General features: G+C 60.9%; 14 protein-coding genes. 1 reads left to right on the top strand and 13 read right to left on the bottom strand.

Annotation, left to right across the window (positions count from 1 at the left end; translation table 11 throughout):
- Positions 1-216: 216 nt before the first annotated feature.
- From groL to DWZ15_RS02880, 3 genes are all read right to left on the bottom strand, one after another.
- Positions 217-1,854 carry a chaperonin GroEL gene (gene groL / locus DWZ15_RS02890; RefSeq protein ID WP_022094352.1) on the bottom strand — a complete coding sequence of 546 codons (1,638 nt, stop codon included), beginning with the start codon at positions 1,852-1,854 and terminating at the stop codon, positions 217-219.
- 96 nt (positions 1,855-1,950) lie between these two features.
- Entirely contained in the window at positions 1,951-2,244 is a 294-nt protein-coding gene (gene groES, locus DWZ15_RS02885) for a co-chaperone GroES (protein WP_022094351.1), read from the bottom strand.
- 919 nt (positions 2,245-3,163) lie between these two features.
- Complete coding sequence (locus tag DWZ15_RS02880) at positions 3,164-4,807, bottom strand: amidohydrolase (protein WP_233544615.1); 1,644 nt, start codon at positions 4,805-4,807, stop codon at positions 3,164-3,166.
- Between the two features lie 162 nt (positions 4,808-4,969).
- Between DWZ15_RS02880 and DWZ15_RS02875 the strand changes: the two genes are divergently transcribed.
- Complete coding sequence (locus DWZ15_RS02875; protein WP_118449239.1) at positions 4,970-6,433, top strand: M20 family metallopeptidase; 1,464 nt, start codon at positions 4,970-4,972, stop codon at positions 6,431-6,433.
- Positions 6,434-6,573: 140 nt separating this feature from the next.
- Here DWZ15_RS02875 and DWZ15_RS02870 read toward each other — a convergent pair whose 3' ends face one another.
- From DWZ15_RS02870 to DWZ15_RS02825, 10 genes are all read right to left on the bottom strand, one after another.
- The gene (locus tag DWZ15_RS02870) at positions 6,574-7,887 is read right to left on the bottom strand and encodes a zinc-ribbon domain-containing protein (protein WP_158572482.1); all 1,314 of its coding nucleotides are present in this window, start codon (positions 7,885-7,887) and stop codon (positions 6,574-6,576) included.
- Between the two features lie 150 nt (positions 7,888-8,037).
- Positions 8,038-9,060 carry a YitT family protein gene (locus tag DWZ15_RS02865; protein ID WP_117584120.1) on the bottom strand — a complete coding sequence of 341 codons (1,023 nt, stop codon included), beginning with the start codon at positions 9,058-9,060 and terminating at the stop codon, positions 8,038-8,040.
- Positions 9,061-9,265: 205 nt separating this feature from the next.
- Positions 9,266-9,781: an Asp23/Gls24 family envelope stress response protein gene (locus DWZ15_RS02860; protein WP_055251999.1), complete on the bottom strand. Its 516-nt coding sequence runs from the start codon at positions 9,779-9,781 to the stop codon at positions 9,266-9,268.
- 44 nt (positions 9,782-9,825) lie between these two features.
- Positions 9,826-10,203 carry a DUF2273 domain-containing protein gene (locus DWZ15_RS10655; protein WP_231500738.1) on the bottom strand — a complete coding sequence of 126 codons (378 nt, stop codon included), beginning with the start codon at positions 10,201-10,203 and terminating at the stop codon, positions 9,826-9,828.
- A complete protein-coding gene (locus tag DWZ15_RS02850) occupies positions 10,196-10,741 on the bottom strand; it encodes a hypothetical protein (protein WP_118449235.1) in 546 nt (181 codons plus the stop codon). The genes DWZ15_RS10655 and DWZ15_RS02850 overlap by 8 nt, the downstream gene beginning before the upstream one ends.
- Before the next feature lie 166 nt (positions 10,742-10,907).
- A complete protein-coding gene (locus DWZ15_RS02845; RefSeq protein WP_118449233.1) occupies positions 10,908-11,714 on the bottom strand; it encodes a YebC/PmpR family DNA-binding transcriptional regulator in 807 nt (268 codons plus the stop codon).
- 165 nt (positions 11,715-11,879) lie between these two features.
- Entirely contained in the window at positions 11,880-14,063 is a 2,184-nt protein-coding gene (locus DWZ15_RS02840) for a DUF6020 family protein (RefSeq protein ID WP_233544614.1), read from the bottom strand.
- A gap of 132 nt (positions 14,064-14,195) precedes the next feature.
- A complete protein-coding gene (gene lgt, locus DWZ15_RS02835; protein ID WP_117640264.1) occupies positions 14,196-15,017 on the bottom strand; it encodes a prolipoprotein diacylglyceryl transferase in 822 nt (273 codons plus the stop codon).
- Positions 15,018-15,126: 109 nt separating this feature from the next.
- The gene (locus DWZ15_RS02830) at positions 15,127-15,405 is read right to left on the bottom strand and encodes a NifU family protein (protein ID WP_117637654.1); all 279 of its coding nucleotides are present in this window, start codon (positions 15,403-15,405) and stop codon (positions 15,127-15,129) included.
- 171 nt (positions 15,406-15,576) lie between these two features.
- Positions 15,577-16,101: a dCMP deaminase family protein gene (locus DWZ15_RS02825; protein WP_117640262.1), complete on the bottom strand. Its 525-nt coding sequence runs from the start codon at positions 16,099-16,101 to the stop codon at positions 15,577-15,579.
- Positions 16,102-16,150 lie beyond the last annotated feature (49 nt).

Raw genomic sequence — 16,150 nt, 5'->3', positions numbered from 1 at the left:
CGCCCCCGCCCTCCCCCGCCCGCCGACCTCAAGGCCGTAAACGCAGGGAATCCGGGGGCGTGACGGGGGCTTCTCTCCGGAACATTCCGCAGGACGCAAAGAGGCTCCGCAGCGCGAAGCGCGATGCGGAGCCTCTTTGCATGTCCGAGGACGTTCCGGAGAGAAGCCCCCGTCACGCCCCCGGATTCCCGGTGGGAGTTCTAGACCTTGTCGGCCTTAGTACATACCGCCGCCCTGCTGACCAGCGGTGGCAGCAGCGATAGCGTCCTCAAGCTGAGTGTTCTTGGGCACATCGGAGACGGTAGCCTCGGTGATGAGAATCAGGCTGGCGACAGAAGCAGCGTTCTGCAGGGTGACGCGGCTGACCTTGACGGGGTCGAGGACGCCCATCTCAATCATGTCGCCCCACTCGCCGTTGGCAGAGTTGAGACCCTGGCCGGCGGGCAGCTCGGCAACCTTGTCGACCACGACGGCGCCCTCAAAGCCAGCGTTCTTGGCGATGGTGGCGACCGGAGCAGTCAGAGCCTTCTTGACGATGTCGACGCCGATCTTCTCCTCGGGGTCGTCAAGCTCAACGGCGTCGAGCGCAGGAGCAGCGTCCATGAAGGCGACGCCGCCGCCGGCGACAATGCCCTCCTCGACAGCAGCACGGGTAGCCTGCAGGGCGTCCTCGACGCGGTGCTTGATCTCCTTGAGCTCGGACTCGGTAGCAGCGCCGACCTTGATGACGGCAACGCCACCGGAGAGCTTGGCCAGGCGCTCCTGGAGCTTCTCACGGTCGAAGTCAGAGGTGGTGTTCTCCATCTCGCCCTTGATCTGAGCGATGCGGGCGTCGATGGCCTCCTTGGAGCCAGCGCCGCCGACGACGACGGTGTTGTCCTTGGAGATAGTGACGGACTTAGCGGTACCAAGCATATCGGCGGTGATGTCAGCGACCTTCACGCCCAGCTCGTCCAGAGCAGCCTGGCCACCGGTGAGGACGGCGATGTCCTCCAGGATGCGCTTGCGGCGATCGCCGTAGCCCGGGGCCTTGACGGCGCAGACGTTGAGGGCGCCACGGATCTTGTTGAGGACGAGGGTCGGCAGAGCCTCGCCATCGATGTCCTCAGCGATGATGAGCAGGCCACGGCCAGCGCGCTGGACAGCCTCGAGAACAGGCATGATGTCCTGGACGCTGGAGATCTTCTGGTCGGTGATGAGGATGTACGGATCCTTCATCACGGCCTCCATGCGGTCGTTATCCGTGACGAAGTAAGCGGAGACGTAGCCCTTGTCGAACTGCATGCCCTCGACGGTGTCGATGGTGATGTCGAACGTCTGGGAATCCTCGACGGTGATGACGCCGTCCTTGCCCACGACCTCCATGGCCTCGGCGATCTTCTCGCCGACCTCGGGGTCACCGGCGGAGATGGTACCGACGGAAGCAATCTGCTCCTTGGTCTCGACCGGCTTGGCCTGCTTCTTCATCTCGGCGACGGCGGCGTTGACGGCCTTGTCGATGCCGCGACGGATGGCCAGCGGGTTGGCGCCAGCGGCGACGTTGCGCAGACCGTCGTTGACGATGGCTTGAGCGAGCAGGGTTGCGGTGGTGGTGCCGTCACCCACGGTGTCGTTGGTCTTGGTGGCGACCTCCTTCACCAGCTGGGCACCCATGTTCTCGATGTTGTCCTCGAGCTCAATCTCCTTGGCGACGGAAACGCCGTCGTTGGTGATGGTCGGGGCACCAAACGTGCGCTGCAGAGCAACGTAGCGACCCTTGGGGCCCATGGTGACGGTAACGGCGTCGGCCAGAGTGTTGACACCCTTGGCGAGCTTAGCGCGGGCATCGGTGTTGAACGTAATGTTCTTTGCCATGGTAGGTAATCCTCCAAAAGAAATGTGACTCGCGTCGCCGCTTCCGAGTCCTATGCGGCGGGCGCGTTCAAAGACGAATCAGAGATTCTGACGAGACTAGGCCTCGACGACAGCGTAGATGTCGTCGGCGCGCATCAGCAGATACTTCTCGCCGTCGACCTTGACCTCGTTGCCACCGAACTTACCATAGATGACAACGTCACCGACCTTGACGTCCATGGGGATGCGCTCACCCTTGTCGTTGACCTTGCCAGCGCCAACGGCAACGATGGTGCCGCGCTGCGGCTTCTCCTGAGCGTTGCTGGCGATATACAGACCAGAAGCGGTCTTCTGCTCGGCCTCGTCGGGCTTGACCAGAACACGATCTGCAAGCGGCTTCAAAGACGACATGCTTGTTTCCTCCTTTTTGGGCCGCGCGGTTATGCCGCGCGAATTAACCCTTTTTGTTTGCGTACGCGTTGAATGGTACCCACGAATGGCGGGTTATACAACACGGAGTCAAAAAATCTTATTTTTTGGCACTTAGATTTTCTGAATGCCGGGGGATAACTTAGCGATGCCTCCCGTGTGGCTCCGGAGGGGCGGGGCATAAGGTTTCCTGCTCGGGCAGTCCTGCTCGCACGAAGGCCACATTAAGTGGCCTTCGGCTCGTGCGGAACTCGCGATAAACCTTATGCCCCGCCCCTCCGGAGCCACACGGGAGGCAGGTTAACTAATTCGAGCCCGGCATTCAGAAAAGTCAGTGCAGCAAAATGGCGATGCGGATAGCGACATGTGCATGGTTTTCGCTGCGCGCACGGGTCCCCTGGGGAGCACCGTGCATTTTTGGGAGTATTCAGCAGACTAGGACGGCTGCATACGTGCCGGACACACCATATTGGTCCCAAGGACGCCTTCGGCCGGCGATTTTGGTCGGCAGGCAAACCCCGTCAGGACAGAAAGGCATGCCTCACGCCGCACCGGAGCACAAAATGACGTCAATCTCTGCAACGTTACTCAGCCGCAGCGGCACAGGCAGAGCTCGCGGTGCTGAATACTCCGTTTTTTGCACGGCGCGGACGGGGGTACATCAGGATCCGGAAGAACATCCCAGCCTTTTTATGCAATTCGTAATGGAAAGTATGCAAAACACCTAGAGATAGCATTGCTGCTGTCCAAATTGGGCGCGGGGCGGCGACGCCTCCGCCCCGCGCCCAAATCAAGCAGGGCGGGGACGCTCCTAACGAACCCCCCATTTGCAAACAAACGCGGCTCGAGCGCCATCCCAAAATAGGCTGCACGAGCCGCGTTTAACGGTACGACATGAATATTAGCGCTCGTAGACCAGGTTGCCGGCTAGGTAGGTGGCTTGGACTTTGGTGGCTTGGAGTTCTTGGGGGTCGATGGTGAGTGGATTTTGGTCCAGGACTACCAGGTCGGCGTATTTGCCGGGTTCTAGGCTGCCGAGGTTTTGCTCGTCGCCCGCTGCATAGGCGCTGCCCAGGGTGTAGTTGCGCAGAGCCGTTGCCGCATCGATACGCTCGCTCGGCAACCAGCCGCCCTCGGGCCAGTGGCTTTTGGGGTCTTGGCGCATAATAGCCGTGTAGAGCACGTTCATGCTGGTAACGGGCGTGATAGGGCTGTCAGTACCGAAGGCTTGGCGGATGCCGCGCTGCTTATAGGTTGCGAACGGCCACATGATTCGGCTTCGCTCCAGGCCAAGGTCGCGCTCTGGGCCACCCGGATCGAGCGTGATGTGGCAGGGCTGGCTCGAGGCGACCACGTTGAGCTTGCGCAGGCGATCGATATCCTCGGGCAAGAGGTTCTCCAGATGCTCGAGCGTGTTATGACCGTGCTGGGGCAAGCCGTAGAGCTCTGCCGCCTCCTCAAAGATATCGAGTGCGGCATGGATGGCACCGTCGCCGATAACGTGGATGCGCACGGTATGGTCACGCTCGGCTGCCGCCAAAACCAACTTGCGCATACGCTCGACAGGGACCGTCAGGCGGCCCTGGTCGCCCGGGAAGCGCGGGTTGGTATAGGGCTCAGTGAGGTATGCGGTATGCTCGCTCGACACGCCGTCGAAGAACTGTTTAAAGCCTGGCGCCGAGAGCAGCGCGTTGTTCGCGTAGCGGGTCTGGAGTTCTTCCAAGCGCGACTGGTCATCCAGCAGCGTGGGAAACAGATGGGCGCGGATGCCCAGCTTGCCGGAGGCCTGCAGTTTGTCGTAGACGTCGTCGCGGATAAAATCGCAGCCCGGCATGGGCATGAGCGACATGTCGCAAATCGAGGTAATGCCTTGCTCGGCCATACGCCTCATTTGATCGGCGTAAGCGCTTGCAATGCGATCCTCCCCCAGCCACTCAAGGCAGCGCGGTAGCAGCTGCATGGCAGCCGCCTCGTGAGCAATGCCCGTGAGCTCGCCGCTTGCGTCCTTGTCGTAGCCACCGCCCGCTGGCGGCTCGCTGTCGCGCGTGACGCCGAGCGCCTCGAGTGCGCGGCTGTTGAGCCACAGCGTATGGCCGTCGCCCGAATACATAACGCAGGGGCGATCGGGGAATGCCGCATCGAGCGACGCCTTGGTAGGATGCTCGGGCGGGTCCCAACGGTAGTCGCGCCAGCCCTGAGTCACAACCCAAGCGTCGTCGGGCAGGTCCTGGGAAAACTCGAGCGCGTGTTGCACCAGCGCCGCCTCGGACGTGCCCATATCCATGAGCATGTACGGCGAGGAGCCGACCGAGGTATGGAAGAAGTGCAGATGAGCGTCATGGAAACCTGGGCAGACAAACTGCTCGCCGTAGTCGATAACCGGCGTGGCGGCAGGCGCGGCGGCAATCACGTCATCGGGCGCACCGACTGCGACGATACGGTCGCCTGCGATGGCAATCGCCAGCTCGCGGGCGGTATCGATGCCGTCTTGCGCGGTAAAGACGTTCTTGGAGCGGATAATCCGATCGATATGTTGCATGGGCATCCCCATCTCTGGCAGGAAATTCAACACCCCCGAGTGTACTCCCCCGCCCTTGTAACAAAACCCCAAGCGGCAAACGGCAACTTTACCAGCCCTAGCGGCAGGTGGCATACTGGAGAGAGCCTGTACGATTTTGCGATCGAGCCAGCAAGGAGCAAATCGACCATGACGAAGACCAAGGCACAGCAGATTATGGCGGCAACCGAGGTTCGCGCGGCAGACGACGTCACCGCGGCTATCCAGGATATCGCCGCCGAGTTTGAGTCCTACATCATTAAGCAGCGCCGCCACTTCCATAAGCACCCGGAGTTGAGCCTTGCCGAGGAGCGCACGACTTCCGACATCGCCAACCAGCTCGACGCCATGAATATCCCCTACGAGCGTCCCCTTAAGACGGGCCTGGTGGCGACCCTTCGCGGCACCGCGCCCGACGCCTACCACGAGGACGGCACGCCGCGCCGCCGTATCCTGCTGCGCGCGGATATCGACGCCCTGCCCGTCACCGAGCAGACCGGCGAGGAGTTTGCCAGCGTCAACGAGGGCTGCATGCACGCCTGCGGCCACGACTGCCACATCGCCATGATGCTCGGCACGCTGCAAATCCTGCGCCATATGACCGACGACATCCACGGCGAAGTCCGCATCGTCTTCCAACCCAGCGAGGAAAACGGCCAGGGCGCCAAGCTCATGATCGGCACGGGCGTGCTCGACGGCGTCGATGGCGCCTACGCCGCGCACATCTGGAGTGAGGTCGACGCCGGCACCGTGAGCTGCGAGCCCGGACCGCGCATGGCCAATACCGACTGGTTCCGCATCGACGTCCGCGGCACCTCGTGCCACGGTGCCATGCCCCAGCGCGGTCACGACGCCGTTATGGTTGCCGCCGAGATCGTCAACGCTCTGCAGACCATCGTTTCGCGCGAGATCAGTCCCTACGAGCCGGCCGTCATTACCGTCGGCGAGCTGCACGGCGGAACAGCGCGCAACGTTATCGCCGGCACGGCCTACCTCGCCGGCACGGTGCGCACCTACGGCGATTCGACCCACGAGGAAATGCCGGAGCTCATGCGCCGCATCGTGGAGCATACCGCGGCCGCCTTGGGCGCCGAGGCAGAGCTCACCGACTACACCATCGCCAATTACAAGGTCGAAAACGATGCCGCCTCGAGCGAGCGCTGCCGCCAGGCAGTAATCAAATGCCTGGGCCCCACCGGTCAAGGTCATTACCGCGGCACGCTTTCGGGCGAGGATTTTTCGGAGTACCTGCGCCGTGTACCGGGCGTGCTCGCCTTTGTAGGTACGCGCAACCCCAAGATTGGCGCCACGTACGCCCAACATTCCTGCTTCTACAAGATCGACGAGACTGTGCTGGCAAAGGGCCCCATGGTGGCCGCCCAGTATGCCATCGACTTTTTGGCCGAGCCCACGCAAGAGGAGCTCGACGGCCCCGCGATCACCGCGGTCGCCGAAACCAACCCCGACCTGGCCGCCAAGTTGCGCTCTGCCAAGGCAACGACCGCCGAGGCTCGCGACGCCATCCATGACGCCCGCACGGCACGCCATGCCGCGATCAAGGGCATCCACGATGCACGTGCCGCCGCTCGCCGCGAGGAGAAGCGCGGCGAGTAGTCGATTCGCGGCCATCTCGCAGTCATAGCCACATCGCGATATCAAAGCGGGGGCGGACGTTTCGACACGTCCGCCCCCGCTCATTTGTCAAGCGCCATTTCTACCGTTTCTACCCCGTCCCCAAATGGCAGGCGGCAGGGCTACTCGTCCTGCGGGTCCTCGTCGGAGCTTGGTGCAGGCTCGGGCTCGGGCTCCGGTTCCGGCATGGGCTCGGGCTCGGGCTCAGGCACGGGCGCGGGCTCAGGCTCAGGCTCAGGCTCAGGCACGGGCTCGGGCTCGGGCTCGGGCTCGGGCTCGGGCGCAGGCGCCGGCGCCGCAGCGGAATCGGATACGGGCGCTGCGTCGGCGCTAAAACCAGCCGGAGCAGACTTCTTCTCAAACGGCAGCACAAAAGTCAGGACGTCGTCCTTGTCCTCGTCGGCCCACTCGCTTGCGTAGCGCGCAACCCAATAGCCAACGGCACGGTGCTTGAGCATCTTGCCAAAGACCGTGAGGAATACCGTGACAAACGCCGTCAGCACCAAGAACAATACGAGCGTGATGCCACCGCCGGTAACAAGCGCCTCAATAGCCGTAGGACGGTAGTAGTAGCTATACATACCGACAGAGGCAATGGTGCCAAAGACGAACGTCAGGATCCAGGTGACAACGTTGGCGACCAGGCCCGTCAAAAACTCGGGAAGGAACGAAGCGCAGAACAGTTTGGTCTTGTTGTGCTTAAAGGCCGCCCAGACCTTATCGAGCGAAAACGCGCTCTCGACACGACCGGTCACCGCAAAGTGCATCACGGCAATGTCGGCGAACATCTTAAAGAAGACCCCCAAGACCGCCGTGGCAATCATAGCCAGGACAAGCAGGCCAAGCGAGCCGAACAGCGCTGCCTCGAGTGCATAAGAGCCGTAATACGAATACGAGCCCGCGGCGCCAATTACCACGCTCTCCACCAGCGAAAGCACTACACCGATAACGGGAATGGCAGCGATAACCTCGAGCACGACCGAGATAACGCTCGAAAAGACTCCGAGGCCAAACGACGTGGAACGCATGAGTGGACGATCCATACCGTCATCAACCTTGAGCGACAGATCGCGACCCCACTCAATACCAAAGCCGGAACCACACACGCTCGCAATGCAAGCTGCCAAAAAGCCAATAGCAGCCGCGATACCACCGATAACGGGGATGAACAGCACGAGCACCGACACGACGCAGATGACCGCCGGTAAAAAGGCAATCTGGCACACGCGCTGCAGCACGCCCGGCGTCTTGGTCATATCCTCAAACGCCTGAGCCACACAGCCCTTGGGCACGTTGACCACCGGCGGCTGAGGCATGGCCTGCTGAGGCTGCGGCTGTCCCTGAGGGACCGCGCCGGCCGCCGCATTAGGAGCACCACACGCACCACAGAACTTGTCGTTATCGCCCATGGGGGCACCACACTGCGAACAGAACATCGAGATCATCCCTTCGTATCTTGAGCGAATCATCTGGATCGCAAACGATGTCTTTGGCATCATTATCACCCAATGTGGGGACAAATACTCCAACATGACGCATTTGCAATGCGCAGGGCGCTATTCGATTGTTTGATGAGCTCGACCGCGTTAGTTCGTTCCGCGGAAACCCTTGCCGACGATCTCGGAGCTGTCGACGATCGTGATAAAGGCACCCGGATCGACTTCGCGCGCATAGCGGCGCAGTTGCACGGCCTCGCGACGGCTTAGCACGCTCATGATCACCGTCACGCACTTGCCCGAGAAAGCACCGTAGCCGCGGCTGATAGTCGCCGTACGGTTGAGATGCTTGACGATAAACTCCTCGACCTTAAGGGGCTCGGAGCAAATGACCGTGCAGACTTTGCGCAGGTGAATGCTCTCGATGGCCTTGTCGACCACGAGCGTCTTGGCAAACAGGCCAAGCACGCAATACAGACCGACGCGCGGGCCGTACAAGAAGGCCGCGATGGTCACGATGCCGATATCGACCAACAGCAGGGCGCGGCCAATCTCGAGCGTCGTGCGACGTTTGAGGATCATGGCGAGAATGTCCGTGCCGCCCGTCGAGGCACCAATATCAAAGACGATAGCGCTGCCGAGCGCCGGCAGAATCACGGCAAAGCACAGGTCGAGCCACATATCGCCCGTCATCGAGACATCGGTCGGAATAAAGAGCTCAAACAGCGAGACATAGGCGGACAGCGCAAACGAGGCAAAGACGCTCCACAGGATTGCCTTGCGCTCCAAAAAGATAAAGCCCAAAACGACCAGGACCGCATTGATAATCCACATAAAAACGCCGACAGGCAGGGTCGGGAACAGCGTGGACAGAATGACCGACACGCCCGAGGTGCCGCCAAAAGCAAAGTGATTAGGGGTTTTAAACGCGACGATGGCAAAGGCCGTGAGGATCAGGCCCAAATTGAGCTCGGCAAAAAAGCGCGGAAAGCCCGGCTCCTGGCTGCGCTTGCGACCAGCGCGCTCGCCCCGCTCGATAACATCGCGATCGACCACGCGCTCCATCGGCACTACGGGAGGACGATGCACCTCCTCGGCAGCACGCGACGCCGCCTCTGCTGCAGCGGCCTCAATTGCCCATGCCTTGCTTTCTGTTTCGTGCTCGTCGGCCATTACGGCAACCCCTCGTTAACAATTTGGAAACAATGCGCCCATTAGAGTAACGCGGAACGTGGGGATTGCAACCCTTAGTTAGACGAGCGGTATGACTATATCGGGAGCGTACAGAAACGGCCGGCCACGCTTTTGCTTGCGCGGTCGGCCGTTTAATGTTTTCGCAGATAAAACCTGCCAAAACAAACCTGTCCTTTTTGGAAGGTTATTCGTGCTGGCTGGTGCGGTGCTCGTACTCCTCGGGGGTGATGACATCCTCGATGCGCAGGTTGACGCCCGCCACCTCAAGGCCGGTCATCGCGGCAAGGCGCTCGGTGACACGTGCCTTGACATCGTCGAAGATCGCGGGCGCATAGGCGCCGTACTCGATGATGACGGAGATGTTGACGACCACGCGATTATCGTCGGTGACCTCGACCGTCACGCCCTTGGTCAGATTCTCGGCACCAAACTGCTCCTGCACAAAGTGCATGAGGTTACCCTTCATGCCCAGAACGTGCGGAACCTCGCGGGTGGCCATGGCAACGATCTTCTCGATCACGCCGTTGGAATAGGTCAGCGAGTCCTCGGACTCATCCGCTTCCTCGTCATCCTCATCCGTATCGGACTCGGCCTCGACGAGAGCCTCATCCTCGAGCGTCACATCCTCAGCTTCGGCGACGACCGCCTCGTTCTCCTCGAGCTCGGTATCGGCTACATCGACCTTCGTATTAAAAGCCATGGTTCCTCCTTATGCCTGCCGCGGATGCGACAGTCGAATACATATTAGCGGCCGCTAAACAGACGGCCGAAGAAGTTGACGATCCCGTTCTCGCCGTCGCGAATTTGGCCGATCACAGCGCCGATCAGCACGAAGAATGCAATGACGAGCGTGTCCCACAGACCCAACGTGAGCACCAACACGGCGAGGATAAAGCCGGCGACGGCGCCGAGCGTGGTGTTGGGATGACGCACAGCATAGCTCCAGATGGCAGCGCCCGTACCCTTGATGAGACCCATAGCCTCGTCAAAATCCGCGGCTGCCGCGTCTTGTAACTCGGTTGCCTCTGCTTTGGAATCAACAGGTTCGCTCGCCGACGTGGCGCTCTGGTCAATCGTCAGGCGCGGCGTACGAGCGGTCTTATCTTGATTGGTATCACTCACCGGAAACCTCCACGGTCTGGACGGTAGTCTTGGACGGCAAAAAACGGACACGCGCGGTCGTACCCGGCGTGCCGAGCATGGTGTCGCAGGCCTTCTCGATGCGCTGCTGCATCGCGGTAGCCAGAGATGCCACGTCCTTATCGTCAAGCGCGATAGCCTCGACCTTAAAACGGACGTGCGAATCGTCGGGGCCTTGGACGCGGGCCTCGATATGCTCAACCATCACGCGGTCGTCGCGCTCGGCAGCAGCCCTGGCGCACGAAGAAAGCGCCGCAAGGGTAACCTCGATATTGCGCTCCCCCGCCGGATGCACGCAGGACGGCTCGCGACGGGCGAACATCAGGCGGAAAAAGCTCAGCAGTACGCCAAGCGCCACGACGCCGGCGCACACCGTCACGACGATGCGCGGCATGGGGTCGCGCATCAGCAGCATAAAGCGATACGTATACGGCCCCCAAAACTGGCAGACAAGCGTACCCAGCGCCACGATGGTGGCGGCAAGATACACGATCGCTAGGGCTCGTTTGAGTACGCGCACGCGGCGCTCCCTTCAAATCTCGGCTCTCGAAATGCAAAACGGTTCGCATCATTATAAAAGAGCCGGGTCCGGTGCTCTACGCACGCGGATCCGGCTCATCTATTCCACGAGGCTTGCATGCTCGCTTCATTATGCCCAGATATGCACGGCTCAATCCGTGCTGGCGCTACTCCTCCTCGAGGGCAGCGATGACCTCGTCGGTCATGTCCATGGTGCTGTAGACGTCCTGGACGTCGTCGAGCTCCTCAAGACGGTCGATGAGGCGCTGGACCTTCTTGGCGTCGGTGCCGGAGACCTCGGTCGGGGTGGTCGGGACCATGGTGGTCTCGGAGCCCTTGACCTGGACACCCTGCTCCTCGAGCGCCTTGGAGACAGCCATGACCTCGTTGGCAGCAGTCCAGACGATCCACTCCTCGCCGGCATCCTCGTAGTCCTCGCCACCGGCCTCGGCGATAGCCATCATGAACTCATCCTCGTCACCGGCAGCACCGTTGGCGATCATGGTCTCCTTCTTGGCGTTCTCATCCAGGATCTCCTTGGCGACGACGATCTGGCCCTTGCGCTCAAACTGGAAGGCGACGGAGCCGGAGGTGCCCAGGTTGCCACCAGCGTGGGAGAAGGCGGAACGGACATCAGCGGCGGTACGGTTGCGGTTGTCGGTCAGGCAGTCGACGTAGACGGCGACACCGGCGGGACCGTAGCCCTCGTACACGATGTTCTCGTAGACGGCGGCATCGGCACCCGAACCAAAGGCCTTGTCGATAGCGGACTTGATCTTGTCCTTGGGCATGGACTGAGCCTTGGCCTTAGCAACGGCAGCGGCGAGGCTGGCGTTGTTCTCGGGCAGCGGGTCACCGCCGAGACGGGCAGCAACGGTGATGTTGCGGCTCAGCTTGGAGAAGAGGGCGGAACGCTTGGCGTCCTGCGCGCCCTTACGATGCTTGGTTGTGGCCCACTTAGAGTGTCCGGACATACGTGTCTCCTATCGGTTTTGACCTAAAGCCCAGCGCAGATGCTCGGGCAATATAAACAAACGTCGTTATGATATACCTACTGGCCTGCGAGATAAACCCCAAAATGAAGGCGTCGTGATGATGCCATCCTTTGGTGCAAAGCAACCTGTCCCCTTTGCACCAAATTAGGACCAGAGAAGGTCGCTGCGAGTGATGGTGGCGCCGATGGCAAAGGGCATGCAGGCGATAACCGGATACAGGTAGCGCATATAGGTCGAACCGTTGCAGGGACCGATCAGACACACGGCGAGCACGCCCAGCAGCGGCACCCAAATGGCCAGCCCGCGCCACGAATGGCGGCGCAACAGGTAGACCACCACGGCGATCATAATCCACACATAGGTGGCCGAGCTCATGGTGAGCGAGATAAACGGAATGCGCTGCACCGCCACGCGATACAGGTTGATCAGGTGGTCGCACCAGCGCACAACCTTGCTATCGACCGGATGGAAGTCAAAGTACTTGAGGTTATCGGGCTTCGCCATAATCTCGGCACTGCGCGCCGTGCTGTAGACCCACGCATCGCGGGCACTCGGATAAAAGTAGCCGTAGTAGTTATTGATGAGCGCCGAGATGTAGCACTCGGGATCCTTTTTGAACATCTGCGCCCAGACCTCAAAATAGGCCTTGATGTCCTCCTGCGAGGCGTACTCGTTAAAGCAATTTTTGACGGCGTCCGACTTATCCGGGTTGTAGCGGCGGCCCAGATTGTCGTACTTGAGCACACGGTCGATCACGGCACGCTCATCGTCGGTCACCAAGCCGTCGCAAGGAGCCTCCACGATGGTGCCGTCCTCCTTTACCGTGGGGTTGACACCCGAGTTGAGGCCGTCGTGCTTTTGGACGAAACGAGCCGTCTGCTGGAACGGAATCGAGAGGATTTCGCGCTTGGAACCAGGCGTAATGTCGTGCGCCGGCATAAAGACCTTGGTGAAGTACATATTAGAGGCAAGGCAGAGTCCAAGCACCGCAAGAACTCCCACCCAGCGGAAACGCGAGATGGCGCCCGAAGGCGCAGCACCGGCCTGCTTGACTGCACGACGAGCCACATGCGCGTCCCATGCGCAAAACGCCGCCGCGATTACGCATGCCGCCAGGGGAAACACCAGGCCGCCGTTGCGCAGAAACGTGGAACCCATGGCACCCAGAGCGAGCAGCAGCCAGTCATGGCGCGCAAAGAGCACGGGCCTCTGTTCGCCCGCACGCTCGGCATTGGCATCGCGACGGGGCAGGCCGCAGGCCACGAGCTTCACGGTCTGCACCAACAGCACCAAAAACGCGTCGGCAAACAGCACATCTTTGGTAAGCAGGGCCGCGTAGTTGGAGAACATGGGCATAAACACAAAGAACAGCAAGATCACGCCGCGGATCGGCAAGCTCACGCCCAGCTTGCGCAGCGACGAGATGGAATAGGCCATGCAGGCGGCCGTAATGACGAACTGAGCGCAGGTGTAGATGATGAGGCCCGCGTTAGCGCTGTTGAACAGCGAAAGCCCCAGCTGAACGCACGAGCCGATAATGGCCGTGTGCACTACGGGATGATGCCCGTTGAGCAGCACGTTGGGGTTGAGTAGGCGCAGGTAGTCGCTCGTGCCGTTGGGGTAGTTGAACCACTGGCGAATCTGCGCACCCGTATCTCCCATAAAAAGGCCGGGCAGCGAAGCGATGAGCGTGGGCGCCCAGGCGACCATAAGCACCAGGAAGGGCCCGGCAAAGGGATGGACCGAGAGCGCGGCGTGAGCCATACGCCATACGCGGCCAAAGTGCGCTTCGGAAAACGGAATGCGCCGAGAGCTCAGCCAATCTAGACACTCAAAAGCCAGGTAGAAGGCAACGACCGCCAAGAGCATCCAGCCCGCACCGCCTATCCAGGCGCAGATGATGCGAGCCTTGTCGCCGAGTACGATCTCGGCAGAATCGGTGAGGTCGTAGCTGCGGCCAAACACCATGCAGACGGCAAAGAACAGCGACGGAAGGATCACCGAAGGACGCCAAGCATCGCCGCGGCCAAAGAATACGTAGCGAAACGGCAGAGTGAGCAGGCAGGCAAGCGCAAGCAGCATGACCGCGTCGGTATGGCCGGCAAACGAGAGGAGCACCTCGTAGCACACGTACAGCATGCCCGAGGCTTTGGGGTCAATCGCCAAGACTGCGTTGCTCGAGACCGGCGCGGGATCGATGGAAAACGCCGTGGTCGCCAACAGCGCGAGCAGAAATGCGATGAGCGTCTGCTTGGCGGGGTAGCGCTTAAACCAGACGATGCGGGCAGCGTCGCGCGCAGCCGTTGTGGAGAGGTCGGAATCCTTCACAGTCCAAAGAGCCTTTCTAGAAACCCGCCAAAAAGGGACAGGTTTATTTTGGCAGGTTTTATCTGGGAAAACGTTACGGTCCTGTCATCGTTGCCTAGCAAACCACAAAGGTGCCTGTCCCCTTTGTGGTGGTTAGGCGTCGAGGTAGATGCGCTGGGGACGGTTGCGGTGTCGCGCGAAGATGATGAGCGCCAGGCCCGCAATAACGAGCGGAAGGCTCAGCAGCTGACCCATCGTGATGACGCCGCCCAGCAGATAGCCAAGCTGGGCGTCGGGCACGCGCACGAACTCGACGAGGAAGCGGACGATGCCGTAACCCATCACAAACACGCCCATAAACGTGCCCTGGGGCAGCAGCGGCTTTTTGCGGCTGAGCACCTGCAGAATGCAAAAGAGCACAATGCCCTCAAGAAATGCCTCGTAGAGCTGGGAGGGGTGACGCGACATATCGCCCGCGGTGCCACCGAAGACCACGCCCCAGGGCAGATCGGTCGGCTTGCCCCACAGCTCACCGTTGACAAAGTTGGCACAACGGCCCAGGCACAGGGCCAGCGGAGCGCCAATGACGGCAAGATCGGCCAACGTCCATGCATCGAGCTTATACATGCGGCACACGATGATGCCGCCCAAGATGCCGCCGACCAGGCCACCGTGGAAGCTCATGCCGCCCTCGTTGGTGGCAAAGATCTCGAGCGGGTGCGCCCAGTAGTAGCCGTCGCCGTAAAAGATGACGTAGAACAGACGGGCGCCAATGATAAGGCCAAAGACCACGCCGACCACGACACTCGTCAGGTCGTCAATCGTGATGCTAAAGCCCCAGCGACGCTGCGTGCGGTACATGACGACCGCCGTGAGCAGGGCACCGACCACATAGGCCAGACCATACCAGTAAATCGTGATGGGCCCCGCCGAAATCGCGACGGGATCAAGCATATGGTAGAAGTCGTTGAGCATGTCGACCCTCCTACTCCCTACATACAAATGCGGCCGCGGGCCTTGCGCTCGCAGCCGCATATTTGGGCGTAACGTCTATGCGGAGTATGCCGTCCGCAGCTTTCGCATCTTAGAACGGCGCGTACTCGTCGTACAGGTCGTCGGTCTCGCCGGAGGCATTAACCTGCTCGACACGGGTAACGCCGGGCACATGCTCCTTCAGGATGCGCTCGATACCCATGGACAGGGTCAGCGCGCTCATAGGGCAGCCGGCGCAGGCACCCTGCAGCTCCAGTTTGACGACGCCCTCGTCGTCAACACCCACATACTCCATATCGCCGCCGTCAGCCTGCAGGTTGGGGCGGATCTCCTCAAGAACCTTCTTAAGCAGCTCTTCGTTAACAGCCACAGGGGCTCCTTTCTCACAATAACGCGGGCACGCCCGCGGACAGGGGCTATGTTACTACAGCCATGTACCCGCTCACGAGCCATCCATGCGCGCGGACACGACTTTCACGAGCAGTCAATTTGGGACGGGGATCTTTTAGCTGCGTTCGTCGTCAGATAGTGACAACGCATATTACTGCCGAGCCTGTCCCCCGGTACCAATCTGGACATCGACGATAACCTGGCGATAGCTGATGCCACAGGAGTCGAGGATGCGACGGCTGATGCGTCCATCATCGGTGTCGGCGTACTTGTTGTCCAGGTAGACGACTTCGCCCACGCCCACCTGCGCCAGGATTTTGGCGCAGTCGTGGCACGGGAACAGCGTGACGTAGACCGTGGAACCCTCGAGGTCCTTGAGCGAGCCACGGTAGTTGAGCACAGCGTTGGCCTCGGCATGGACCACGTAGTTGTGCTTGTCCTGCAACGGGTCGTCGCTCGTGCCCCACGGGAAAAAGTCGTCGTTGAGCGCCGAGGGCGTACCGTTGTAGCCCACCGAAAGGATGCGGTGGTTGGTGCTGGCGATGCACGCGCCCACCTGCGTGTTGGGGTCCTTACTGCGGCGCTGCGCGGCGATGGCCACGCTCATAAAGAACTCGTCCCAGCTAATGACGTCCAGGCGCTTGCCTGACGAAGTTTGATGAAGATCGTCCGACATGGCAGACACCTCCGTAATCGCAATAATTTGACCCATTGTAGCAGGTGAA

It is taken from the genome of Collinsella sp. AF29-7AC, from assembly GCF_003475665.1.
Taxonomy (GTDB): Bacteria; Actinomycetota; Coriobacteriia; order Coriobacteriales; family Coriobacteriaceae; genus Collinsella.
Note: the sequence above shows the minus strand (reverse complement) of the source record. Positions and strands in the feature narration are given on the sequence as shown.

What these genes read in the sequence shown, in the direction of transcription:
- groL (WP_022094352.1), bottom strand. Translation starts at nt 1,854, where the DNA reads ATGGCAAAGAACATTACGTTCAACACCGATGCCCGCGCTAAGCTCGCC.
- groES (WP_022094351.1), bottom strand. Translation starts at nt 2,244, where the DNA reads ATGTCGTCTTTGAAGCCGCTTGCAGATCGTGTTCTGGTCAAGCCCGAC.
- DWZ15_RS02880 (WP_233544615.1), bottom strand. Translation starts at nt 4,807, where the DNA reads ATGCCCATGCAACATATCGATCGGATTATCCGCTCCAAGAACGTCTTT.
- DWZ15_RS02875 (WP_118449239.1), top strand. Translation starts at nt 4,970, where the DNA reads ATGACGAAGACCAAGGCACAGCAGATTATGGCGGCAACCGAGGTTCGC.
- DWZ15_RS02870 (WP_158572482.1), bottom strand. Translation starts at nt 7,887, where the DNA reads ATGTTCTGTTCGCAGTGTGGTGCCCCCATGGGCGATAACGACAAGTTC.
- DWZ15_RS02865 (WP_117584120.1), bottom strand. Translation starts at nt 9,060, where the DNA reads ATGGCCGACGAGCACGAAACAGAAAGCAAGGCATGGGCAATTGAGGCC.
- DWZ15_RS02860 (WP_055251999.1), bottom strand. Translation starts at nt 9,781, where the DNA reads ATGGCTTTTAATACGAAGGTCGATGTAGCCGATACCGAGCTCGAGGAG.
- DWZ15_RS02845 (WP_118449233.1), bottom strand. Translation starts at nt 11,714, where the DNA reads ATGTCCGGACACTCTAAGTGGGCCACAACCAAGCATCGTAAGGGCGCG.
- lgt (WP_117640264.1), bottom strand. Translation starts at nt 15,017, where the DNA reads ATGCTCAACGACTTCTACCATATGCTTGATCCCGTCGCGATTTCGGCG.
- DWZ15_RS02825 (WP_117640262.1), bottom strand. Translation starts at nt 16,101, where the DNA reads ATGTCGGACGATCTTCATCAAACTTCGTCAGGCAAGCGCCTGGACGTC.